The organism is Kitasatospora sp. NPDC002227 (genome assembly GCF_040296285.1).
Lineage (GTDB): Bacteria > Actinomycetota > Actinomycetes > Streptomycetales > Streptomycetaceae > Kitasatospora.
On the sequence record NZ_JBEOWY010000009.1, the window covers coordinates 23179 to 45140 of the forward strand.

The 21962-nt window shown below is 72.3% G+C and carries 24 protein-coding genes; 13 read left to right on the forward strand and 11 right to left on the reverse strand.

Features of this window, described 5'->3' with window-relative positions; translation table 11 throughout:
* Position 1: 1 nt before the first annotated feature.
* The 3 genes from ABT095_RS10595 to ABT095_RS10605 form a co-directional block, all read right to left on the reverse strand.
* Positions 2 to 1072, reverse strand: a complete 1071-nt coding sequence (locus ABT095_RS10595) for a PDDEXK nuclease domain-containing protein (protein WP_350528956.1) — start codon at positions 1070 to 1072, stop codon at positions 2 to 4.
* A 95-nt stretch (positions 1073 to 1167) separates the two neighbouring features.
* Positions 1168 to 2322 carry a SecY family transport protein gene (locus tag ABT095_RS10600; RefSeq protein ID WP_350528957.1) on the reverse strand — a complete coding sequence of 385 codons (1155 nt, stop codon included), beginning with the start codon at positions 2320 to 2322 and terminating at the stop codon, positions 1168 to 1170.
* A 131-nt stretch (positions 2323 to 2453) separates the two neighbouring features.
* Positions 2454 to 5315 carry a PKD domain-containing protein gene (locus ABT095_RS10605; protein WP_350528958.1) on the reverse strand — a complete coding sequence of 954 codons (2862 nt, stop codon included), beginning with the start codon at positions 5313 to 5315 and terminating at the stop codon, positions 2454 to 2456.
* 173 nt (positions 5316 to 5488) lie between these two features.
* Here ABT095_RS10605 and ABT095_RS10610 point away from each other — a divergent pair, with 173 nt between their 5' ends.
* The gene (locus ABT095_RS10610; RefSeq protein ID WP_350528959.1) at positions 5489 to 6073 is read left to right on the forward strand and encodes an SMI1/KNR4 family protein; all 585 of its coding nucleotides are present in this window, start codon (positions 5489 to 5491) and stop codon (positions 6071 to 6073) included.
* Between the two features lie 533 nt (positions 6074 to 6606).
* Here the strand turns inward: ABT095_RS10610 and ABT095_RS10615 are convergent.
* The 5 genes from ABT095_RS10615 to ABT095_RS10635 form a co-directional block, all read right to left on the reverse strand.
* Positions 6607 to 8058 (reverse strand): sensor histidine kinase, encoded by a 1452-nt coding sequence (locus ABT095_RS10615; protein WP_350528960.1) that lies wholly within the window; start codon positions 8056 to 8058, stop codon positions 6607 to 6609.
* A complete protein-coding gene (locus ABT095_RS10620; protein WP_350528961.1) occupies positions 8055 to 8822 on the reverse strand; it encodes a response regulator transcription factor in 768 nt (255 codons plus the stop codon). The genes ABT095_RS10615 and ABT095_RS10620 overlap by 4 nt, the downstream gene beginning before the upstream one ends.
* Before the next feature lie 95 nt (positions 8823 to 8917).
* A complete protein-coding gene (locus ABT095_RS10625) occupies positions 8918 to 10024 on the reverse strand; it encodes a S1C family serine protease (RefSeq protein WP_350528962.1) in 1107 nt (368 codons plus the stop codon).
* Positions 10025 to 10140: 116 nt separating this feature from the next.
* The gene (locus ABT095_RS10630) at positions 10141 to 11166 is read right to left on the reverse strand and encodes a LacI family DNA-binding transcriptional regulator (protein WP_350528963.1); all 1026 of its coding nucleotides are present in this window, start codon (positions 11164 to 11166) and stop codon (positions 10141 to 10143) included.
* Between the two features lie 124 nt (positions 11167 to 11290).
* Positions 11291 to 11734: a MarR family winged helix-turn-helix transcriptional regulator gene (locus tag ABT095_RS10635; RefSeq protein WP_350528964.1), complete on the reverse strand. Its 444-nt coding sequence runs from the start codon at positions 11732 to 11734 to the stop codon at positions 11291 to 11293.
* 96 nt (positions 11735 to 11830) lie between these two features.
* Between ABT095_RS10635 and ABT095_RS10640 the strand changes: the two genes are divergently transcribed.
* A complete protein-coding gene (locus ABT095_RS10640) occupies positions 11831 to 12220 on the forward strand; it encodes a nuclear transport factor 2 family protein (RefSeq protein ID WP_350528965.1) in 390 nt (129 codons plus the stop codon).
* A 22-nt stretch (positions 12221 to 12242) separates the two neighbouring features.
* Here the strand turns inward: ABT095_RS10640 and ABT095_RS10645 are convergent, their stop codons facing one another.
* Positions 12243 to 12977, reverse strand: coding sequence for a response regulator transcription factor (locus ABT095_RS10645; protein WP_350528966.1), 735 nt, complete (start codon positions 12975 to 12977; stop codon positions 12243 to 12245).
* Positions 12978 to 13689: 712 nt separating this feature from the next.
* Between ABT095_RS10645 and ABT095_RS10650 the strand changes: the two genes are divergently transcribed.
* The 6 genes from ABT095_RS10650 (at position 13690) to ABT095_RS10675 (ending at position 16723) form a co-directional block, all read left to right on the forward strand.
* Entirely contained in the window at positions 13690 to 13935 is a 246-nt protein-coding gene (locus ABT095_RS10650) for a MoaD/ThiS family protein (protein WP_350529121.1), read from the forward strand.
* Positions 13936 to 14002: 67 nt separating this feature from the next.
* Positions 14003 to 14674: an LmeA family phospholipid-binding protein gene (locus tag ABT095_RS10655; protein WP_350528967.1), complete on the forward strand. Its 672-nt coding sequence runs from the start codon at positions 14003 to 14005 to the stop codon at positions 14672 to 14674.
* Positions 14675 to 14881: 207 nt separating this feature from the next.
* Positions 14882 to 14962, forward strand: coding sequence for a putative leader peptide (locus ABT095_RS10660; protein WP_350529122.1), 81 nt, complete (start codon positions 14882 to 14884; stop codon positions 14960 to 14962).
* 243 nt (positions 14963 to 15205) lie between these two features.
* Positions 15206 to 16039 carry a sulfurtransferase gene (locus ABT095_RS10665; RefSeq protein ID WP_350528968.1) on the forward strand — a complete coding sequence of 278 codons (834 nt, stop codon included), beginning with the start codon at positions 15206 to 15208 and terminating at the stop codon, positions 16037 to 16039.
* A gap of 38 nt (positions 16040 to 16077) precedes the next feature.
* Positions 16078 to 16371 (forward strand): DUF1416 domain-containing protein, encoded by a 294-nt coding sequence (locus tag ABT095_RS10670; RefSeq protein WP_350528969.1) that lies wholly within the window; start codon positions 16078 to 16080, stop codon positions 16369 to 16371.
* 61 nt (positions 16372 to 16432) lie between these two features.
* Positions 16433 to 16723 carry a DUF3099 domain-containing protein gene (locus ABT095_RS10675; RefSeq protein WP_350528970.1) on the forward strand — a complete coding sequence of 97 codons (291 nt, stop codon included), beginning with the start codon at positions 16433 to 16435 and terminating at the stop codon, positions 16721 to 16723.
* Here ABT095_RS10675 and ABT095_RS10680 read toward each other — a convergent pair.
* Positions 16717 to 17079, reverse strand: coding sequence for a DsrE family protein (locus ABT095_RS10680; protein WP_350528971.1), 363 nt, complete (start codon positions 17077 to 17079; stop codon positions 16717 to 16719). The two genes, ABT095_RS10675 and ABT095_RS10680, sit on opposite strands and share 7 nt — an antisense overlap.
* A gap of 282 nt (positions 17080 to 17361) precedes the next feature.
* On the opposite strand from ABT095_RS10680, the gene ABT095_RS10685 reads away from it, so the two are divergent.
* The 3 genes from ABT095_RS10685 (at position 17362) to ygfZ (ending at position 19493) form a co-directional block, all read left to right on the forward strand.
* Positions 17362 to 17964, forward strand: coding sequence for a heme-binding beta-barrel domain-containing protein (locus ABT095_RS10685; RefSeq protein ID WP_350528972.1), 603 nt, complete (start codon positions 17362 to 17364; stop codon positions 17962 to 17964).
* Positions 17965 to 18046: 82 nt separating this feature from the next.
* Positions 18047 to 18505 carry a Fur family transcriptional regulator gene (locus ABT095_RS10690; RefSeq protein ID WP_350528973.1) on the forward strand — a complete coding sequence of 153 codons (459 nt, stop codon included), beginning with the start codon at positions 18047 to 18049 and terminating at the stop codon, positions 18503 to 18505.
* A 22-nt stretch (positions 18506 to 18527) separates the two neighbouring features.
* Positions 18528 to 19493: a CAF17-like 4Fe-4S cluster assembly/insertion protein YgfZ gene (gene ygfZ / locus ABT095_RS10695; protein ID WP_350529123.1), complete on the forward strand. Its 966-nt coding sequence runs from the start codon at positions 18528 to 18530 to the stop codon at positions 19491 to 19493.
* A gap of 4 nt (positions 19494 to 19497) precedes the next feature.
* Here ygfZ and dtd read toward each other — a convergent pair whose 3' ends face one another.
* Positions 19498 to 19932: a D-aminoacyl-tRNA deacylase gene (dtd, locus tag ABT095_RS10700; RefSeq protein ID WP_350528974.1), complete on the reverse strand. Its 435-nt coding sequence runs from the start codon at positions 19930 to 19932 to the stop codon at positions 19498 to 19500.
* Positions 19933 to 20321: 389 nt separating this feature from the next.
* Here dtd and ABT095_RS10705 point away from each other — a divergent pair, with 389 nt between their 5' ends.
* Together ABT095_RS10705 and ABT095_RS10710 are read left to right on the forward strand one after the other, a co-directional pair.
* Entirely contained in the window at positions 20322 to 20891 is a 570-nt protein-coding gene (locus tag ABT095_RS10705; protein WP_502884851.1) for an RsiG family protein, read from the forward strand.
* A gap of 64 nt (positions 20892 to 20955) precedes the next feature.
* Positions 20956 to 21915 (forward strand): asparaginase, encoded by a 960-nt coding sequence (locus ABT095_RS10710; RefSeq protein ID WP_350528975.1) that lies wholly within the window; start codon positions 20956 to 20958, stop codon positions 21913 to 21915.
* Positions 21916 to 21962: the final 47 nt, after the last annotated feature.

The following is a 21962-nucleotide window of genomic DNA, read 5'->3' on the forward strand; positions in this document are numbered from 1 at the left end:
GCTACTGCTCCTGGTATGCGTCCAGCACGTCGTGCGTGACCTTCGCCAGCTCCTCGCCGGTCGGCAGCAGCTCCCGCATCGCGGGCGGCAGCGTCTCGTACGTGCTCACCGCCATCGGCTGAGTAGTGCCGCTCAGCGAGTACTGGACCACCTCCTGGTCGCGGTCGGCCGCGATCAGGATCCCGAGCGTCGCATCGTCGCGCTCGGGGTCGCGGACCTTGTCGTCCACCACGGCGGTGTAGAAGGCGAGTTGGCCGACGTGCGCGGGCTGCGCCGGGCCGGTCTTGAGCTCGATGACGACGTAGCGGTGCAGGCGCAGGTGGTAGAAGAGCAGGTCCATCCGGAACTCCTGCCTGCCCACCTGCAGTGGGTACTGCCGCCCCACGAAGGCGAAGCCGACGCCGAGCTCCTGCAGAAAGCGGACCACGTGCTCCACGAGCGCGTCCTCCAGCTCCCGCTCGGCGTGGTCGGTGCCCAGGTGGGTGAAGTCCAGGACGTAGGGGTCCTTGGTGATCTCCCGCAGCAGGTCCGAACCCTCGGGGAGGGTCCGGTCGAAGTTCGAGATCGCCGCGCCTTGGCGGAGGTGAAGTTGGCTGGACACCATATTGGCCAGCACGTTCCTCGACCAGCCGTGCTGCACAGCCTGCTCGGCATAGAAGTCCCTGGTCACGCGGTCTTCGACGTAGTCGAGCAGGACCGTGACGTGTCCCCAGGGCAATTGTGCAACAGCCTGTTGCACAATTGGCTCGGGCCAGCTCCTGGCCATCCGCTGCATGTACTGGAGCGACCGGACCGACAGACCGCGCTGGCCCGGGAAGGCGGTCCGCAGGTCCGTCGAGAGCCGCTGGACGACCTTCGTGCCCCAGCCCTCCCGCTCCTGGCGGTCGAGGATCAGTCGGCCGAGGCGCCAGTAGTGGCAGATCATCTCGGTGTTGACGATCCGCCGGACGCGGATCTGGGTTGCCTGGATCTCGGCCTTCAGGTCGCCGAGCAGATCGGCGTAGCCGACGGGCAGGTCCTCGGCCGTCGCTTGGGCCGGCAGCTTGGCCTTCGCAGTGATCTCGTTGCTCATGGCGCGGAGCCTTGCAGCGGCTACCCGACGGGCCTTCGGAAAACGGCCTCCGTTCGCCCGATCGGTGGGCGCTTGTGGGCAGTTGGTGGCGCTGGTCAGGCGAAATCCGCCGGTTGAGTGCGCTGGCGCTTCAGGCTCGTGGCCGCCCAGGTGGTGGTGGCGGCTGTGAGGAGGAGGCCGGTGGCGGTGAGGGGGTGGTGGGTGGGGGTGGTGAGGAGGTCGAGGGCCAGGAACGGGGTGGTGGCGAGGGCGGTTGCGGCGAGGGCTCCGGTGGAGGTTAGGCGGGAGTGGACGTAGGCCAGGTATTCGGCGGTGGGGCGGCCTGAGCGGATGCCCGGGATGAAGGCGCCGTACCGCTTGAGCTGGTCCGCCAGCTGCTCCGGATCGAAGGCCGCTGCCGCGCCGAAGGCGGTGCAGGCCAGGGTGAGGACGGCGAACGCCACCACGTACCAGGGACTGCTAAGCCAGTTGGGGGTGACCAGGGCGGGGAGGGAGAGCAGGAGTGCCACGCTCGCGGCCGTGAGCCCGGTGCGGGCGAAGGTGACGGGCAGGTAGGTTGCGGTGAAGCCGAACGGGCGTCGGCCGATCAACCGCTTCGCGTACTGGACCGGAACGCGGCGCTCGGCCTGCCGCAGCAGGTGGGTCAGGGCGACCAGCAGCACCAGCAGGGCCACCACGACAGTCCCGGCGGCCCATCCGCTGCTGGTCCACAACTCCTCGATCTGGCCCGGGAGTACGGCGAGGAACTGGACCAGCATCAGCACCGCGAGCCCGTCCCCGAGCCCCCGCGCGGAGATCAGCTCGGCGAGCGCCATGGCGAGCACCGTGCCGGCGGTCATGCAGAGCACCGGCACCGGGTCGCCGTCGACCAGATGCCGGCCGGCGGCGAACGCGACGAGCCAACCGCCAAGGCCCGCGCCGCACAGGACGGCCGGCACCCGGATGTACCGGTTCAGCAGCCGCCTGCCCGCCGCGCCCTCGGCCGCCAGTGCCGCGACCCGGGGAATCAGCGGAGTGGCCACCCCGAGCAGCAGACTTCCCAGCCAGATCGGCAGCACCCCGAACGGCGCGTACGACAGCCGCAACAGCCCACCCCCGGTGAGCAGTTCACCCAGCCCGTACAGCGGGTCGGTGCGGGTCGAGGCGGCGAAGTCACGGGCGGCGGCCGGGTGCGCGCCCACCACCGGCAGCACCTGCACGATCCGGAAGCCCACCACCGCCAGCAGGGTGACCACCGCCCTGCGACGCACACCCGGCCTGGTCCACATCCGCTCCGCCCCCCAGCAACGTCGGTACCGGCAGAGGAAGGGACGACGCTGGGTGCGCGCCGGTTGCATGCGGAAGGGGCGTGGGAGGAATCCCACGCCCCTTTCAGGTCAAGCTACTTGGCGGTGTTGGTGAAGTAGCCGAAGACGTCGGCTACGGTGTCGGTGGTGCCGAAGCGGTTGTAGAGGGAGATCGAGCCGTCCGTGCCGAGGCCGGTGGTGAGGTGGTTCGGGACGACCTGCTTGGCGGTGAAGTTGACGCTGGAGGTGCCGGGGCGGGAGGCCCCGGTCGGGTAGGCGGTCAGGTAGCCGCCGAAGGAGGCGTCGACGGCGGTGAGGTCGAGGACGGCGCCGGTGGCGTCGGCCGGGACGCCGGCCCGGCCGGCCACGGGCAGGACGCGGGTGGCGTCCTGCCCGATCGGCGAGCCGGCCCGGGTGTCGAGCAGCCGGGCCGGGGGGACGGGCTTGAAGTGGTCACCGGCGGTGCCGTAGAAGCCGGTGAGGTCGGCGACCACGTGGGTGTGGCCGACGAAGTTGGCGACGCAGGCCTGGCCGTTGGTGACGGGCAGGATGACCTGGTTGGCCACCGTCTCCTGGGGCTTGAAGTTGAGCAGGGAGGTGCTCCAGGGCGTCTGCCCGGGTGCGTTGTTCGTGAGGTAGCCGCCCTGGTCGGAGCCCGTGGCGGTGAGGTTGAGGACCAGGCTGCGCGCGGTGGCGGCCGAGGCGGGGACGGGGACGCAGACCTGGCCCTGCGGGCCGGCCGGGGCGGCGTGGCCGGTGCCGGTGCCGTTGCGGGTGTCGAGGATCCGGGTGGGCGGCAGCGCGGTGAAGCCGGCGAGGGTCTCGGCGGTGGAGGAGTCCACGTGCTGCGGCGTGTAGAAGGCGACCAGGTCGGCGACCACGTTCACCGTGCCGTAGCGGTTGTAGATCTTCACCGTGCCGTCGGCGCCGATCGGCACCGTCACCAGGTGGGCGACGGTCTGCCCGGGCACGAAGTTGCTGTTGGAGGTGGTGGGCCGCTCCTGGCCGGAGGGGTAGACCGTCAGGTAGCTCCCCGCGTCCGGATTCACGGCCGTCAGGTTGAGCACGGCGGCGGTGGCGTTCCGGTCGGTGATCGGCGGGTTGTACGGGGTGTTGGACGGTCCGGAGAGGTTGAGCGTGAGCTCCTGCCCGGGGCCGAGGCGGCCGGCGGGGGCGCCGGTGCCGTTGCGGGTGTCCAGCACGCGCTGGGGGTGGTCGGTGGTGAGCAGACCGGGCCGGTAGGCGGCGGTCACCGCGACGGTGCTGCTCGCGGTGGCGCCGGTCGAGTCGGTGACGGTCAGCTTCGCCTGGTAGACCCCGGGCTTGGCGTAGGTGTGCACGCAGGTCGCGCCGTAGTTGCCGGTCGGGTTGGCGGGGCACTCGTGGGCGGGCGTGCCGTCGCCGAAGTCGATCACGCGCTTGGTGATCCGCCACGGGCCGCCCGAGCGGGAGGTGTCGAAGTCGTAGGAGAGCGGTGCGGTGTAGGCGGTGTCGTCCTGGTACGAGAGCGTGGCGTGCGGCGGCCCGGGCGGGGAGACCTTGACCGGGCTGTCGGCCAGGACCCGGTACTTGCTGCCGAAGTTGTCGCTCGCCGTGACGACGGGCACGAAGACGCCCGTCGCCTGGTAGACGTGGCTGACCTGCTGACTGGTCGTCACCAGCGCGGGGGTGCCGTCGCCGAAGTCGTACGAGTAGCTGAGCGTGCCACCCGGCCACAGCTCGGAGACCTGGGCGGTGATCTCCACGGTGAGCGGGGCGGCGCCCACCGGGGTGCTCCCGTAGCCGAGGCCGCCGGTGACGATGCCCTGGCGTTCCGAATCTCCCCGGTCGCGGGTGGAGGCTCCGTTCGGCGCGACCGGGTCGTCCACGGCGGGTACGCCGATCCGGTCGGTGGCCAGCTCGCCGGGGGCGTTCGGGTCGGCGGAGTCGATCGCGGGAGACCCCGGTTGCAGCACGCCGTTGCCGTCCATCTTCAGATCGGCGTTGAGGTCGTGGCCGCCCTGGCCGGTCCCGGCCAGCAGCGCGGTGGCGTCGGCGTAGGCGGTGCCCGCCCAGTTGTACGGGTTGGTGCTGTGCACCGCGTTGTAGTCGGCCTTGGTGCCGCTCGCCGCCCCGGCGGTGACGCTGAGGTCGGCGGGCACCTGGTCGGCGGCGCAACTGCCCCAGGGGAGGCCGCCGGTGGTGTGGGCGAGCACGTTGTTCTCGACGGTCGCGCCGGCCGAGCCGTCACCGAGCGAGACCTCGGGCGCGCAACCGCCGGCGATCGTGTTGCTGGTGACCACGGTGCCAGGGGCGCCTGAGGCGATGACACCACCGTGATTGGCCCTGAGGCCGTTGGTGGTCACGGTGGTGCCGCTGACCCCGGCGTCCAGCTGGATGCCGGGCCCGCGCGTCGCCCCGACGGAATTGCGGCGCACCACGGCGCCGGTCGTGCTGCCGGTCAGCCGGATGCCGGCGAGCGGGCCGTCGCCACCCCGCTGGATCGCGGAGTTGTGCTCCAGCGTCACCTGGTTGGAGTCCTTGACCAGGAACGGCTCCCCGGAGGCGCTCGCGTAGAGGTCGCGGACCACCACGTCGTGCACGCCGGTGAGCGTCACGGCGGGCTGGTCGAGGCCTTGGGCCTCGATGCCCCCGAAGTACGCCTCGCCACCCACTCCCGCGAAGGTGATCGGCAGGCCCGGCTTGCCGGAGCGGGTGATCGCCAGCTGTTCCCGGTACGGCGTGTCGCCGCCGATCAGCACGGTCTGCCCCGGCTGCGCCAGCGCCGTCGCGGCTGCCACGGTGCACAGCGGCGTGAGGCTGTCGCTGCCCGGCCCGGCGTCGGTGCAGTCCTGGTTGTTGTGGTCGACGTAGAGCGTGGCCGGCAGGTCGGTCGCCGCGGCCGGGAGGGCGGGCAGGCCGCCGGAGAGGATCGTGGTGCCGACGGCTATGGCGCCGGCCAGTCTGCGGAGCCGCATGGGCTGGTCTTCCCCCTGGGAGAGTGCGGTGCACACGGCCCCCGGCCGGGTGCGAGCAGCAGTATGCCGGAGGGGTCCGGGGTGCTGATCAGCGCCATGCCGTTGCTCTGACCGGTGCTGGTGGCTGTCACTCTCGACCCGGTTCCGTCACAGTGGCGTGGAAGGATCCCGCTGTGATCGATCCGCCGAAGAACGTCATCAACCCAGTGATCCCGCCTGTAGCGGCCTCATGGAAGCGCATCGACGCCTGGCTCGCCCAGCACGCTCCGGCCAGCTTCGCCGCGCTCCGGCCGCCTGCCACGCCTGATGCCATCGCCCGAGCGGAATCGCTCATCGGCATTCCGCTGCCGTCCGACCTGCGTGAGTCGTTGCTCTGTCACAACGGCGACGTCTTCCCTGGTGCACTGCCGTGCGGACCCCTGTATCCGGTCGAGGAGGTCGTTGCGATCCGCCTCATGCGGATGGGGATCTGGGAGCCCGATGACGCTGATCAACTTGAGACGCCCTGGTGGGGCATGTCGTGGGTCCCGTTTGCGGGTGGTGATGGCGATGACCACTTCATCGACGCCGGGCCCGGGACGTGGCACAACCACCTGGGGTACGCGGCCCATGACGACCAGGGCTATTTCCTCGGCTGGCCGACCTTCGGCGTCTGGCTCCACCACGTCGCCGACGCGATGGAGCACTTCGAACGGCGGGAATCCTTTGGCGCCGTCTCGCGTCCTACGCTGACCGACGACGGCGAGGTCGACTGGTAGGACACGTCGAAGTCCGCCAGCCATGCCCGTTGCCTCGGGCCGGCTCGCCCTGTTGGCGGGGTGTGGCTCTTCGAGGCGGCCCGGGTGGCCGGCTGGGGTCGGGGCCCTGCGCCGGGCCCGTGCCCGGCTCGGTCCGGAGCCACTGGAGTCCTTGTTCCGGGGCATCGCCGGGAGGCTGGCCACCCCGGACACGCAGGCCGCCGGCCGCCGGGTGGACGAGGTTGTGGTCGGCGGACTGGCCGGTGCAGGCTGACGGAGTGGCGTTGGGGCCGTGGGTGATGAGGTTGTTGTGGACCGACGAACCGGTGGCGCCGTCGCCGATGGTGATCTCGGGGGCGTAACCGTTCCAGACGGTGTTGCCGCCGGTGACGGCGGTGTGCGTGCGGTACCGACAGCCACGGAGCCGACGAATCTGCGGATCCGCATGTGGTCCGTCCCCTTGTGAAGACACCCCGGGGCCACCACAGTTGGGGCCCGGTCGGATGCGAACAGCAGCGTTCAGCAGAGAGCTGACCAGCCGTCGGCCAGGGTCGTTACTGTGGCACGTCCGGCTGGCCCGGGATGCGGACGGTCGCGAGGGCGCCGGGGCCGCCGTCGGTGGCGGGGCCGAGGGTGACGGTGCCCTCGCAGTCCTGCACGGTCTGGGCGACGATCGAGAGGCCGAGTCCCGAGCCGGGCAGCTGACGCGAGGAGGGGGAGCGCCAGAACCGGTCGAAGACGTACCCCAGCTCCTCGGCGGGGATGCCGGGGCCGTGGTCCCGGACGGTCAGCACGCCTGCGCGCAGGGCGACTTCGACCGTGCCGGCGGGCGGGCTGTACTTGACGGCGTTGTCGAGGAGGTTGATGACGGCCCGCTCGAGGGAGGGCGCGTCGCCCGCCACGTACCAGGGGTTGATGTCGACCTCGAAGACCAGGCCCGGCCCGCGCAGGCGGGCGCGTTCGACCGCGCGGTCGGCGATCTCGTGCAGGGCGACGACGGTGTGCGGGCGTTCCTTCTTGGCGGAGTCGGGGCGGGAGAGCTCGAGCAGGTCGCCGATCAGGAGGGTGAGTTCCTGCATCTGGGCCTTCATGTTGCCCAGCATCTTGGTCCTGGTCGCCTCGGGCAGCGGGCGGCCGGTCTGGTCGCTGCGGATCAGGAGGTCCACGTTGGTGCGCAGGGAGGTCAGGGGCGTGCGGAGTTCGTGTCCGGCGTCGGCGATCAGGCGGGTCTGGCGGTCGCGGGAGTTGGCGAGGGCCGTGCTCATGGAGTTGAAGGAGGAGGAGAGGCGGGCGATCTCGTCACTGCCGTGCACGGGGATGGTGGAGCCGACCTCTTCGGTGCGGGCGATGTGCTCGACCACGTCCGTGAGGTCGTCCACCGGCTTGAGCGCCGACCGAGCGACGATCCGCCCGGTCAGTCCGGCACCCACCACGCCGAGGGCGGCGACGCCGAGGAGGATGAGCGCGAGGCTCTGGAGCTGGTCCTCGACACCCTGGGTCGGGACGGCGGTGAGCAGGACGAGCGGCCGGTGGGTTACGGGCTCGGTGCTGAGGGCGACCCGAACGCGAGCACGGCTGCCGTCGAGAAAGGTGCCGTCCCGGAGAAAGGGGCGCCCGTGCGGTTCGGTGTCGTCCGGGACGGTCTTGATCCCCTTGGAGGAGCCGAAGGCGAGACACACCTTGTCGCTGAAGATGGCCTCCTCGGTCTGCTGGCTGTGCCGACCGGGGTCGTTCTGCTCGGCGGTCTGCTGTGCCACGGCCGGGGTCGGCCCGCAGAACACGAACGGGGAGATCAGGCCTTGGTTGGTAGGGAGCGCGGGGAGCTTCGACGGTGCGCCGGCCAGGCTGTCGTCGACCTGGTGGTAGAGCCGATCGCTGACCACGAAATAGCAGGCCAGCGCGGCCAGCGCGATCGCCACCGCCACGGCGGCGGCCGTGAGCATGGCCAGCCGGGTCCGCAAGGACCGGCCGCGGAACCAGCCGGCCAGTTGGTGCAGAGGCTTCACGCTGCGGCGCCCGCGGCCGGGCGCAATGCGTAGCCGACGCCGCGGACGGTCTGGATGAGGCGGGGCATGCCGCCCTGCTCGGTCTTGCGGCGCAGGTACATGACGTAGACGTCGAGGGAGTTGGAGGAGGGCTCGAAGTCGAAGCCCCAGACGGCCTTGAGGATCTGTTCGCGGGTCAGCACCTGGCGGGGGTGGGAGAGGAACATCTCGAGCAGCATGAACTCCGTCCGGGTCAGCTCGATCGGCTTGCCCTCGCGGGTGACCTCGCGGGTCGCGGTGTTCATCCGCAGGTCGGCGAAGGCGAGCACCTCGCTGTCGTCCTCCTCGACGGCGGCGCGGGCGGCCTCGGTGGCGATGGCGCTGCGCCGCAGCAGGGCGCGGACGCGGGCCAGCAGCTCGTCCAGCTCGAAGGGCTTGGCCAGGTAGTCGTCGGCGCCGACGTCCAGGCCGGTCACGCGGTCGCCGACGGCGTCGCGGGCGGTGAGCATCAGGACGGGCGCGGTGTCACCGCGCGAGCGCATCCGGCGGACGGCGGTGAGTCCGTCCATCCGCGGCATCATGATGTCGAGCAGGACCAGGTCGGGGCGTTCGCGCTCGACGGCGTCCAGGGCCTCGTACCCGTCGGTGGCGGTGAGCACCTCGTACCCCTCGAAGGCGAGGCTGCTCTCCAGGGCGTCCCGCAGCGCGGGCTCGTCGTCGACCACGAGCAGTCGGGCGGGGGCGCCCAGGCCCTCGGGGGTGCGGTCGTCGGCGGGGGGAGTCATGGGCGCGGGCCCTTTCTGAATCCGGTGAGCTGCTGCGGGCTGTGGGTGGTCCGGTGGTGCCATTGTCCGCCGTCCCGGGCGGCACGGGGTGGAACTCAGATGCTCTGTCCGGCCTGGAGCTGGGGGAGCACCCGCTTGATGTCGTTGATCGGGATGGCGAAGCCGAGGCCGACGCTGCCCGCGCTGCTGGAGCCGGAGGTGGAGTTGGAGCCGCTCGCCGAGTACATCGCGGAGTTGATGCCGATCACCTGGCCGTTGGCGTTGATCAGCGGGCCGCCGGAGTTGCCGGGGTTGATCGCGGCATCGGTCTGGAACGCCTTGTAGGTGGCGGTGTCCGCACCGGAGGAGCCGGAGGAGCCGGAGGAGCCCGAGGAACCGGAGCCGCTGCCCGAGCCGCCGCCGAAGCCGCCGAGGCCGAAGCCGGGCAGCTGGGGGAGGCCGAAGCCGCCGTTGCCCCGGGTGCTGCCTTCGTCCACCTGGACGCTGACCTGGCGGTCCTTGGCGCTGATGATGCCGGAGGTGACGGTGCCGGTGAGGCCCTCGGGGTTGCCGATGGCCACCACCGAGTCGCCGACGGCGACGGCGTCGGAGTCGCCCAGGGTGGCGGGGGCCAGGTTGCCGACGCCCTTGGCGGTGATCACGGCGACGTCGAGCTTCTTGTCGGTGCCGGTCACGGTGGCGCTCGCGGTGGAGCCGTCCTTGAAGGTGACGGTGACCTGGCCGCCTTCGTCGACGGCGCCGGAGATGACGTGGAAGTTGGTGAGGATCTGGCCGCCGGAGGTGAGGATCACGCCGGTGCCGGTCGCGGTGCCGCTGCCGGTCTTCACGGTGATCTGCACGACGCTCGGCGAGACGGCCTTGTTGACCGCCGCCGCGTCGGCCGTGCCGTCGGTCTTGGCCGAGACCGGGCTGACGATGGTGCTGGAGCCGGCGGCGGCGCTGCGGCCGTCGCGGCCGTCGGCCAGCACCCCGCCCGCGACCCCGCCGAGCACGGCGGCGACGGCGGCCACGGCGGTGACCAGGGCCAGGCGGCCCTTCAGGAAGCCGCGGCGGGCGTGGCTGCCCCGGGGAGCCTCCGGTGAGGAGGCCGAACTGTCGAGGACGGTGCCTTCGATGACGTTGCCCTCGGCGAGGTGCGGGCCCTGGGAGGCGTACGCACCGGCGGTGGTCTGCTCTGCGGAGTCACGCTGCTGCTCGGTCATGGGCACTAACCTCGGGCCCCCGGATGAAGACCGGATGAGAGCCCGCTCAGAACCGACCGAGAAGCCCGTTGGGTTCTCATAAGGCCAGGTCAAGGGCGTATAAAAGGCCAGGCGCCTCAGCAGCCGCAGGAACGCCGCACGACCAGCCGGGACGGGAACTTCCGTACCCGCTCGGTGTCCGAGCCCGGCACCATCAGCGAGTCGTCGAGCACCAGGTCGACGGCCGCGCGGGCCATCGCGTCGCGGTCGGAGGCGACGGTGGTCAGCGGCGGGTCGGCGAGCGCCGCCTCGGGCACGTCGTCGAAGCCGGCCACCGCGAGGTCCTCCGGCACCCGCAGCCCGACCTCGCGGGCGGCCCGCAGCACGCCGATCGCCTGGTCGTCGGTGGAGCAGAAGATCGCGCGCGGCCGGTCGGCGGAGCGCAGCAGCCCGAGGGCGACCTCGTACGCGCCGTACCGGTGGAAGGGGGCGTCGACCAGCAGGTGCTCGCTGGGCAGGCCGTGCGCGTCCATCGCGCGCTGCCAGCCCTCGACGTGGTCGATGACCGGGTCCCCGGGGACGGGCGTGTCGACCGGGCCGCCGAAGCAGGCGACGGTCGGGTAGCCGTGCACCTCGAGCAGGTGACGGACCGCCAGCTCCGCGCCGCCCACGTCGTCGGTGACCACCGAGACGTCGTCGATCGCCTCCGGGCGGCGGTGCAGCAGCACCACCTTCGCGCCCTCTATGGCGGCGAACTCCTTGGCGGCCTGCTGCGGGGCGCCCTGGCTGACCAGGATCAGGCCGGAGACCCGCATGCCGAGGAAGGCGCGGACGTAGTGCATCTCGCGGTCGTCGACGTAGTCGGAGTTGCCGATCAGGACGAGCTTGCCGCGGTCGGAGGCGGCGCGTTCGACGGCGTGCGCCATCTCGGCGAAGAAGGGCTGGCGGGCGTCGGGGACGACCATGCCGATCAGGTTGGTGCGGCGGGAGGCCATCGCCTGGGCGACGCTGTTCGGCCGGTAGCCGAGCTCCTCGATCGCGGCGAGGACCTTCTCCCTGGTCGCGGGCGCGACCGGGCGCGGCCCGTTGTTGATGACGTAGGAGACGACCGCGGTCGAAGTCCCAGCCAGTCGGGCTACATCGTCGCGCGTCACCTTGGCCACGGAGGGAGTCTACGCGGGTCGTCCAGCCCCCAGGCGGGGGATATGGGCCGGATCACAGCGCGCTCAGGACACAATCCGGCATACCCGGACAACCCGGATGGGCGTCGGCCGGACGGGCCGTCGGTCACGAGAACGGGCCGTCGGTCACGAAGCGGCGCAGCTGCCCGGCGAAGGCCTCGGCCTCGCCGGGGGCCCAGCCGTCGAGGCTGCCGGCGATCCGGGCGGCCAGCCGTTCGCGCAGTTCGGTGACGGTGCGCTCGCCCGCCGGGGTGAGCACGAGCAGGGCGGCCCGGCGGTCGGCCGGGTCGGGCTCGCGGCGGACCAGGCCGGCGGCCTCCAGCCGGGAGGCGCGGCGGGTCACGCCGGAGCGGTCGAGGCCGACGTCGGCGGCCAGGTCGGCGGCGCTGCGGGGCCCGGTCCGGGCGAGGGCGCTGAGTACGGGGTAGGTGAGCTCGTCGACCGCCTCCCCCAGGCCCTCGGTGAGGCTGCGGTGCAGCTGCTCCCGGGTGGTGCGGCGCAGCAGTACGCCCAGCGCCTCGGCGATCTCGTGACCCGTCCGGTTGTCCATGCCCTCAAGAATAGCGTGCGCAGCGCACGCATCTAGTGCTACGGTCTTACTCATAAGCGTGCGCCGCGCACGCTTCTTCGTGCCGAGGAGGCCGTCATGACCGACATCCGCTCCGCCCTGACCGACCTGCTGCTGACCCCCGCGCTCCCGCTCGCCGAGGCGCTGGAGCGCCACTTCACCCCGGACTACCGCCAGCGCACCGACGGCTCCTGGGCCGACCGCGACGCCTTCGCCGAGCACATCGCCCACCTGCGCACGCTGGTCGCCGAGGGCCGGATCGAGGTGCACGACGAACTGCGCGACGGCGACCGCTACGCCGACCGCCACACCGTCCACCTGGTGAAGCACGACGGCGCGGCCGTCAGCGTCGAGGTCTACGTCTTCGCCGAGCTGGCCCAGGACGGCCGCTTCCGCCGCATCGAGGAGACCACCCTGATGCTGAGCGGAACCGAGGCGGACCGGAAGATTGGCAGCGCACGCGCCTAGCTAGCCGAACGCCTGGCCGGCGTCAGGCCTCGCGGGCGCCGAGGGCGGTGCGCTGCTCCCGTCCGGGCCGCTCTCCTTTGTCGGGCTTCTCCGGCACCACGAAGCGGTAGCCGACGTTGCGCACGGTGCCGATCAGCTGCTCGTGCTCGACGCCGAGCTTGGCCCGCAGCCGCCGGACGTGCACGTCCACCGTGCGGGTGCCGCCGAAGTAGTCGTAGCCCCAGACCTCCTGCAGCAGCTGCGCCCGGGTGAAGACCCGGCCGGGGTGCTGGGCGAGGTACTTGAGCAGCTCGAACTCCTTGAAGGTGAGGTCGAGCACCCGGCCCTTGAGCTTGGCCGAGTAGGTGGCCTCGTCCACCGAGAGGTCGCCGTTGCGGATCTCCATCGGGCTGTCCTCGGAGACGACCTGCAGCCGACCGGTGGCCAGCCGCAGCCGGGCCTCCACCTCGGCGGGCCCGGCGGTGTCGAGGAGCACGTCGTCGATGCCCCACTCGGCGGTGACGGCCGCCAGGCCGCCCTCGGTGACGACCAGGATCAGCGGGCAGCCGATCCCGGTGGAGCGCAGCAGCTGGCAGAGGCTGCGGATCTGCGGCAGGTCCCGGCGGCCGTCGACGAGGATCACGTCGGCGCTCGGGGTGTCGACCAGGGCCGAGCCCTCGGCCGGGGCCACCCGGACGTTGTGCAGCAGCAGGCCCAGGGCGGGCAGTACCTCGGCCGAAGGCTGCAGGGCGTTGGTGAGCAGGAGGAGAGAACTCATACCCGGTTAGTCCCCTTTCCGGGTCGTCGCGGTCACCGGGGCGGGCCGGCCGTCGCACGTGGCGGGCCCGGTCGCGGTGGCGGGTGGGGGCGGGGCGTCCGAACGGTGAGACCAGGCCCCGGCCGAGCCGCGCACCGTGGCGTGCCGGAGGTCCCGCAACCCCTGGCGCCGCGTCACCGCACTGCTCATCCGTCGAACCTTCCGGTCTGCTCAGGCGCCGGGCGCGCGGCCCGGCGCAGGCACTGCCGCTCCCGGTCGCAGGCACCTCGTCGTGCCGCTACCGCGGGGCGGTCCCGCAGGCCGGCGCGGGTGGGGCGCCGACTGGTCGGGACGTTCCGTACGTGCGTCCTGAAAGCACAAAAGGACCCGGGGGCGACTCTGCCCAGGTCCCTCATCTCCACGAGAATAGCCGACCGCCACCGGCGGTGGGAGGGAATCCGTACCCGGCTACGTCACATCGGGGCCCTCCCGGCGGGGCTCCGTGAACAGGGGGGGTTGCCGGGGCGGGTGGCGCCCGGTCCATCATGGGAGCCGCACCGGCCGCACGGTACGTGTACACCTTGGACGTGGGCGCACAGGCACCAGGAGCCTGTCCGCCGCACCGGGCGAGAGCGAGAGGAGCGCCGCCGTGAGCGCGACCACCACCGGCACCGCCGGGACTTCAGCCGCGCGGGTGACACCGGGCGGGGCCGGCCCGGTGACGACCGGGACGATCCACTTCTGGGCCGCCGCCAAGGCCGCCGCCGGCACCGCCGAGGAGCCCTACCGGGCCGCCACCCTCGCCGAGGCGCTGGACGCCGTCCGGGCCCGGCACGCCGACCGCCCCCAGCTGCTGCGCCTGCTCGGCCACTGCTCGTACCTGGTCGACTCGGCCCAGGTCGGTGCCCGCCCGCACGCCGAGGTCGCGCTCACCGAGGGCGGCACCGTCGAGATCCTCCCGCCGTTCGCGGGCGGCTGAGCGCGGAACCCGGCCGTACGCCCCGCACGTCTAACCCCGAGGACCACACGACGGACGGGGACACGACATGCGCGGCGTACTGAAACTGACCATCGGCCTGGCGGTGCTGGCCGGACTGCTGGTCGGGGCGGACCGGATGGCCGTGGGGGTCGCGGAGGGCGAGGCGGCCGACAAGCTGGTCAGCAGCGGCCGGCTCGGCGCACGCCCGCACGTCTCGATCGAGGGCTTCCCCTTCCTGACCCAGGCGGCCGCCGGCAGCTTCGACCAGGTGCGGCTCTCCGGTGACGGCGTGACGGTCAGCGACGGGCGCCAGCAGGTCGCGCTGCGCTCCTTCGACGCCCGGCTGACCGGCGTCAGCCTCGGTGACGGCTACCGCAGCGCGACCGTCCGCAGCGCCAGCGGCTCCGGGCTGGTGCCCTACCCGGACGTGTCCCGGCTGATCCAGGGCGCCCAGCCCCTGGATCTCTCCTACGGCGGCCCCGGGCTGGTCAAGGCGAGCCTGGCGGGGGTGCCGGTCGGGCAGGGGCGGCTGCACAGCAGCGGCAACACCATCACCGCCGACGGCTTCCAACTGCCCGGCGTGGCCGCCCTGCTGGACGGCGCGGCCAACGCCGCGCTGGGCCCGCGCAGCCTCACTCTGACCAACCTGCCCGCCGGCCTGAGCCTGGCCACCGCCGAGCCGCGCCCGGACGGCCTGCTGCTCACCTTCCAGGGCCACGACCTGCGGGTGCTCGGCTAGCGGGTCGGCCGGCGTCCCGATCTTTGAGACGGGTGGTCCACTTCCGTCCCGACCCGTGGTCTCCCCAGGCCCGCCAAGGGCCCCGGCTGCCCTGCCGCCAGGCCTCCGGCGTGCGGAAAGTCGGCGAATCCCAACTGGCGAGCGAATCGGTCTCAATATTCGACACGCTGATGACAGCCCCCGCTCCCGGTCCCTAGCATCGTCGGCATGAAGCGACAGGCGGACCTCACGAAGCGGCGGGCGGTAGACCTGTGCCGCGTCTCCGCCTGCCTGTGTCGAATGCGCTGACAGGGCGGTTCTGACCGGTACTTCCGGCCCGCCCGAACCCTTGCCCCCGGCTTGACCTGGCACGCTTGCGCCTGCGAGCAGCCAGACGCACCCCGAGCACTCTCGAACGACAGCACGGCGCCATCCCAGCTCGACCAGTCTCAGTATTCGGACACAAGTTCGGACCGACCGGCCCAGCGTGGCTCGCCGCGCCCCTTCTGAGCAGCACTCTTCCGCCAACCGCCCCCGGATGGAGAACAGACCATGAGCCGCAGTGACGTCCTGGTAGACGCCGACTGGGTCGAGAAGCACCTGGACGACCCGAAGGTCGTCGTCGTCGAGGTCGACGAGGACACCTCCGCCTACGAGAAGAACCACATCCGCAACGCTGTCCGGATCGACTGGAAGCAGGACCTCCAGGACCCGGTCCGCCGCGACTTCGTCGACCAGGCCGGCTTCGAGGCCCTGCTGAGCCGCAAGGGCATCGGCAACGACGACACCGTGGTGCTCTACGGCGGCAACAACAACTGGTTCGCCAGCTACGCCTTCTGGTACTTCAAGCTGTACGGCCACGGTGACGTCCGCCTGCTCGACGGCGGCCGCAAGAAGTGGGAGCTGGACGCCCGCGAGCTCGTCGCCGCCGTGCCCGAGCGCGCCGCGACCGAGTACAAGGCCCAGGCTCAGGACACCTCGATCCGCGCCTACCGCGACGACGTGCTGGCCGCCATCGGCAGCCTGAACCTGGTCGACGTCCGCTCGCCCGACGAGTTCGCCGGCCGCCTGCTCGCCCCGGCCCACCTGCCGCAGGAGCAGTCGCAGCGCCCGGGCCACGTCCCGTCCGCGAAGAACATCCCGTGGGCGAAGAACGCCAACGACGACGGCACCTTCAAGAGCGACGACGAGCTGCGCGCGCTCTACCAGGCCGAGGGCGTCGACCTGTCGAAGGACACCATCGCCTACTGCCGCATCGGCGAGCGCTCCGCGCTCACCTGGTTCGTGCTGCACCAGCTGCTCGGCCAGCAGAACGTCAAGAACTACGACGGGTCCTGGACCGAGTACGGCAGCCTGGTCGGCGTGCCGATCGAGCTCGGCGACTGATCCCCGGTAACGACCACCAAGTCATAGAGGAGCAAGACATGTGCGGTGCACTGCCGGGTGGCCCGGACCTTTCGGGAGTTGACGTGGCCAAGGAGACCATCATCCAGGGCTCGGTGACCAAGGACGGCGTGCCGGTCAACGGTTACGTCCGCCTGCTCGACGCGAACGGCGAGTTCACGGCCGAGGTCCCGACCTCCGCCACGGGCCAGTTCCGTTTCTTCGCCCGCCCGGGCACCTGGACGCTGCGCGCCCTGGTCCCCGGCGCCACGGTCGACCGTCAGGTGGTGACCTCCAAGGAGGTCAACCCGACCGAGGTCGCGATCGCGGTCTGAAGCCGCTGACGTGAGCGAGGCCCCCTGCCCAGGCGGGGGGCCTTCGCCGTACCGTGGAGCTGTGCGGGCTCACCGGCGGCACGTCCGCTACTTCGTCATGATGGGCGTCTGCCTGGCGCTCTTCGTCCTGGCGTGGGGCGTGGTGCGGTTCTGGTCGGTGCCCGCCGCGATCGGGATGTGCGTGGTCGCGATGGTGATCCCGCCCGTCGCCGCGATCGCCGTCAACCGGCGCGACCCGGACGACGACTGGTGGAACGACCCCCGCTGGGACGACCCGGACTGGGACGGCCCCGGCCACGACCGGGACCGCCCGGACCACGAGGACCGCCCGGACCGCCCGGACCGTCAGTAGACGAGCGCCTGCACGTCGTCGGCCATGATCTCGCTGACGAAGACCTGCGCGCCCGCGATCCGGACGCCGTCCAGCACGTCCTCCTGGGTGATCCCGCGCCTGGTCGCGCACTGGGTGCAGAGGGTGACCTGGCCGCCCGCCAGCAGCGAGCCGAGCAGGTCCGGCAGCGGGGCCGCGTGGGGCAGCTCGAACTCCGCCGCCTTTCCCGGCAGGGCGAACCAGGAGGACTCGCCGGTGAGCCAGAGCGAGACCTCGACCCCGCTGGCGACGGCGACCGCCGCCACGGTGAAGGCCTGCGAGCAGCGCTCCGGGGCATCGGCCCCGGCGGTGACCTTGATGACCAGCTTCTTCGACATAGTCGACACCCTAACGGCGACGTGTCGGCCCTCACCGAGACCGGGGAATCCCCGCCGGATAGACTCGTCGCCGTCGTACCGCCCGTCCCCCGACACCTATCCCCGCCGCACCTGGGAGTGCCTCGTGAGCTCGCTGGAAATCTTCTTCGATTCGCTGCTCGCCCTCATGGCCGTGCTGATCACCTGGTTCGCCATCTTCTCGGTGATGAAGCTGTACCAGGGCCAGCGCTGACTTCTGCCCTACCGTAGAAGCCGCCCCACTCGACGACTCGAACCAGGACCATGATCGAGATCCCTTCCGACCTCCACAAGGACGTCGTTTCGCTGGCCTTCCTCCTCGGTACCTGGGAGGGCGCGGGCGTCTATGCCCCTCTGCCCGGTGAGGGGGGCCCTGGTGCTGAGAAGTGCAACTTCGGCCAGGAGGTCGTGTTCCGTCACGACGGCCGCCCCTTCCTGGAGTTCCGCTCCCGGACGTGGGTGCTGGACAACGACGGCGAGAAGGTGCGCCCGCTGGAGAATGAACATTCATTCTGGCGGGTGACGAGCAACCAGCACGGCACGAGCGGCGAGCGGGAGATCGAGATCTCCTCCGTCCGCGACGACGGCACGGTCGAGATCTGGTACGGCAAGCTGCACGACGGCAAGCCGCAGATCGACGTCGCGACCGACGCCGTGGCCCGGATCGAGGGCTCGGCCCCGTACAGCGGCGGCAAGCGCCTGTACGGCATGGTCAACGAGGAGCTGCTCTGGGTCGGCGAGAAGGCCGCTCCCGAGGTGCCGCTGCGCCCGTACATGTCGGCGCAGCTGAAGAAGGTGCTCAGCCCCGCGAAGCTGATCCAGGACATCGCGGACCTGCCGGACGACGGCATCGCCTTCTTCAAGTAAGAACGCTTCCGAGTGTAGGGACCGGTCACCGACCGGTCCCTACACTTGTCTCCACGACTTCGACGCGGGCAGGGACAGCACAGTGGCGAACGCGGACACCCCCACCTCGGGCGACTGGAAGGCCGACCTGCGCGAGCGCGGGTACCGCCTGACGCCGCAGCGCCAGCTGGTGCTCGAGGCGGTGGACGCCCTGGACCACGCCACGCCGGACGAGATCCTGCACCAGGTCCGCCGGACCGCCAGCGGGGTCAACATCTCCACGGTCTACCGCACCCTGGAGCTGCTCGAGGAGCTGGGCCTGGTCTCGCACGCCCACCTCGGCCACGGCGCCCCGACCTACCACCTGGCCGGCCGGCACACCCACCTGCACCTGGTCTGCCGGGACTGCGACTCGGTGACCGAGACCGGGACGGAGATCGCCGCCCCGCTGGTCGACAGCCTGCGCGAGCGGCACGGCTTCGACACCGACCTCAAGCACTTCGCGATCTTCGGCCGCTGCGCCGACTGCACGGCGAAGCTCGCGGCCGGAGAGCCCACGTAAGCTTCCCGGTATGACTTCCGGTATGACGATGAGCCCGCTCCTTGCGCTGCCCGGTGCCGTGCCCGCCGAAGGGCCCGACGAGGGCGTCGCCGCGCACTACGGCGAACTCTTCCGGGAGCAGCGGGCGCTGGCCGAGGGCCGGGGCTTCGTCGACCTCTCGCACCGGGCCGTGGTCACCGTGACCGGCCCGGACCGGCTCGCCTGGCTGCACCTGCTGCTGACCCAGCACGTGAGCGCCCTGCCACCGCACCAGGCCACGGACGCGCTGATCCTCTCCCCGAACGGCCACGTCGAGCACGCGCTCTACCTGGTGGACGACGGCGCCACCACCTGGGCGCACGTCGAGCCGGGCACCCAGGGCGAGCTGCTGAAGTACCTGGAGAGCATGAAGTTCATGTACCGGGTCGAGCTCAAGGACGCCACGGACGGGTACGCGGTGGTCCACCTGCCGGCCGGTTCGACGGCCCCCGTCGAGGGCGCGGCGGCCGTCCGCTCGCTCCCGTACGGCACCGACCTCTTCCTGCCGCGCGCCCGCCTCGCCGAGCTCACCCGGGCGTACGGCCCGGCGGCCGGCATCTGGGCGTACGAGGCGCTGCGGATCGAGCAGCACCGGCCCCGGCTCGGCTTCGAGACCGACCACCGGACCATCCCGCACGAGGTGGACTGGCTGCGCACCGCCGTGCACCTGCAGAAGGGCTGCTACCGGGGCCAGGAGACGGTCGCCCGGGTGCACAACCTGGGCAAGCCGCCGCGCCGGCTGGTCTTCCTGCACCTGGACGGCACCGAGGAGTCGCTGCCCCCGCACGGCACCGAGCTGCGCCTGGCCACCGAGCCGGAGGGCCGCGCGCTGGGCTTCGTGACCTCCTCGGCCCGCCACCACGAGCTGGGCCCGATCGCGCTCGGCATCGTCAAGCGCAACGTGCCGCTGGACGCGGTGCTGCTCGCCGGGGCCGTCCCGGCCACCCAGGAGGTCGTCGTCCCGCAGTAGCGGGTCAGACCTCGAGCAGGACGGTGAACGGGCCGTCGTTGACCAGCGCCACCTTCATGTCCGCCCCGAACCGGCCCGTCTCCACCTTCGCGCCCAGCGCCCGGAGTTCGGCCACCACGGCCTCGACCAGCGGCTCGGCGACGGGGCCCGGGGCGGCCGCGTTCCAGGTGGGGCGGCGGCCCTTGCGGGCGTCGCCGTAGAGGGTGAACTGACTGATCACCAGGAGCGGGCCGCCGAAGTCGGAGCAGGACAGCTCCGCCTCCTCGCCCTCGAACAACCGCAGTGACCAGAGTTTGCGGGCCAGCTGGGCGGCCTGGGCGGGGGTGTCCTCGTGGGTCACCCCGACCAGGACGCACAGGCCCGGCTCCTCGATCGCCCCGACCACCTCGCCGCCGACGGTCACCCTGGCCTCGGTCACTCGCTGCACCACTGCTCGCATGCCGCCATTGTGCCGGAGGCGTCCGCGCGTTCCGGGGGCGCGTTGCCCTTGCTGCACGCCGGGGGCGCACGGGGAGTGCCGGCGGGGTGGCGCCGCTGCCTGCGGAATGCGCCAGTCGTATCAGCCACCCCCTTTCGCCAGGGGGCCGTTCGGGTGGCCGGACCGTGCGCCGCTGACGCTCCGGGTGGCAGGCTGGGGGCGGCACGGCCCGGTGGCCCCTCGCGTTCGACCCCGTCGAACGGCCGTGCTGGCTGCGGTCGCTCAAGTGGGTGGTGCCGTCGGCCGGGGGGAACTCACGGGGGCGTGCCGCGCGTGCACCAGGGCGAGGGCCGGCCCCCGCCATGAGTGCAGGGGACAGCGTGACCAGGACAGCGGCAGGTGGTTGGTTGATGGACACGAGCAGCACGGCCCACGAGCGGATCCCGGATCCCGCCGCCATGGAGCCGGCCCGCTTGGAGCTGGAGGAGCTGCGGCTGCTCCGCCGCGACGCGCTGGAGCAGGAGGCCGACCTCTCGTACCTGCGGCGGCTGCTCCAGGGCCGCACCGACATCCTGCGGGCCGAGCTCGACCGGCGCCAGGGTGGCGGGCCGGTGCCGGCCGCCGCGCCCGACCCGGCGGAGGGCGACCCGGGGGAACTGCTCGACCGGCTGCCCGCCATCCTGGCGGACGCCCCCGCCTCCGTCCGCCGCCCGGCCCGGCACCTGACCCTGGGCCCGCCGCGCGGCGAGGGGTACCAGCGGGAGGCGGACGCACTGATGGGTGACGTCCAACTGGCCGATCTGGCCGCCCACCCCACCGAGGAGCTGCTGGCCGCCGTGGAGCGCCTCGCCGTCCACGAGCGCGAGGTCTCCGGCCGCCGCCAGCGCCTGCAGCGGACGGCGGACGACTGCGGGGCGGAGATCACCCGCAGGTACCGTGAGGGGGAAGCGCGGGTCGACGACCTGCTCACCGGCGGCTGACCACCCCGGTGGGGCGGCCCGGGCTGACCACCCTCACCGCACCTCACCCGTGGAGCACGCCCCGATGCCGCAGCCATCCGCCCTGCCCGTCCTCGCCGACGTCATACGCTCCGGCTTCACCGAGGGCCACCACCGCGGCTCGCTGGTGCTCCTGGGCACCGACGGCTCGGTGGAGCTGGCCCTCGGCACCCCGGACGCGCCGGTCTTCCCCCGCTCCTGCGGCAAGCCGTTCCAGGCCGTCGCCACCCTGCGGGCCGGGCTGGCCCTGGCGGGCCCCCAGCTCGCCCTGGCCGCCTCCAGCCACTCGGCCGAGGCCTTCCACCTGGCGGCCGTCCGCGAGCTGCTCGGCTCGGCCGGGCTCACCGAGGCCGATCTGCGCACCCCGGCGGACCTGCCACTCGACGAGGTCGAGGCCGAAGCGGTGCTGGCCGCCGGCGGGCAGCGCGCGCCGATCCTGATGGACTGCTCCGGCAAGCACGCCGGCTGGCTGGCCGCCTGCGTGGCCAACGGCTGGGACACCGCGACCTACCTCGACCCCGAGCACCCGATCCAGCGGCTCGTCCTCGCGGCCCTGGTCGAGTTCACCGGCGAGACCCCGACGGCGCTCGGCACCGACGGCTGCGGCGCCCCGCTGTGGACCGTCTCGCTCACCGGCCTGGCCCGCGGCTACCGCGCCCTGCTCGCCGCCGAGCCCGGCACCCCCGGCCGCCTGGTCGCCGACGCGATGCGGGCCCACCCGGAGTACGTGGCCGGCACCCGCCGCGCCGACACCTGGCTGATGCGGGCCGTGCCCGGCCTGCTCGCCAAGATGGGCGCGGAGGCCGTGCAGGCCGTCGCCCTCGCCGACGGCCGGGCCCTCGCGTTCAAGATCGACGACGGCGCCGAGCGGGCCCGCGGCCCCGTCCTGGCCGAGGCCCTGCGCCGCCTCGGCGCGGACGTCCCCGCCGAGACCCTGGCCCGCCTCGACGACTCCCCGCTGCACGGCGGCGGCGCCGTGGTCGGCGCCACCCGGGCGGCCTTCTGACTGGTGGCCCGGCCAGGTGTGCGGCACGGTGGACCGGGGGGCCGTGC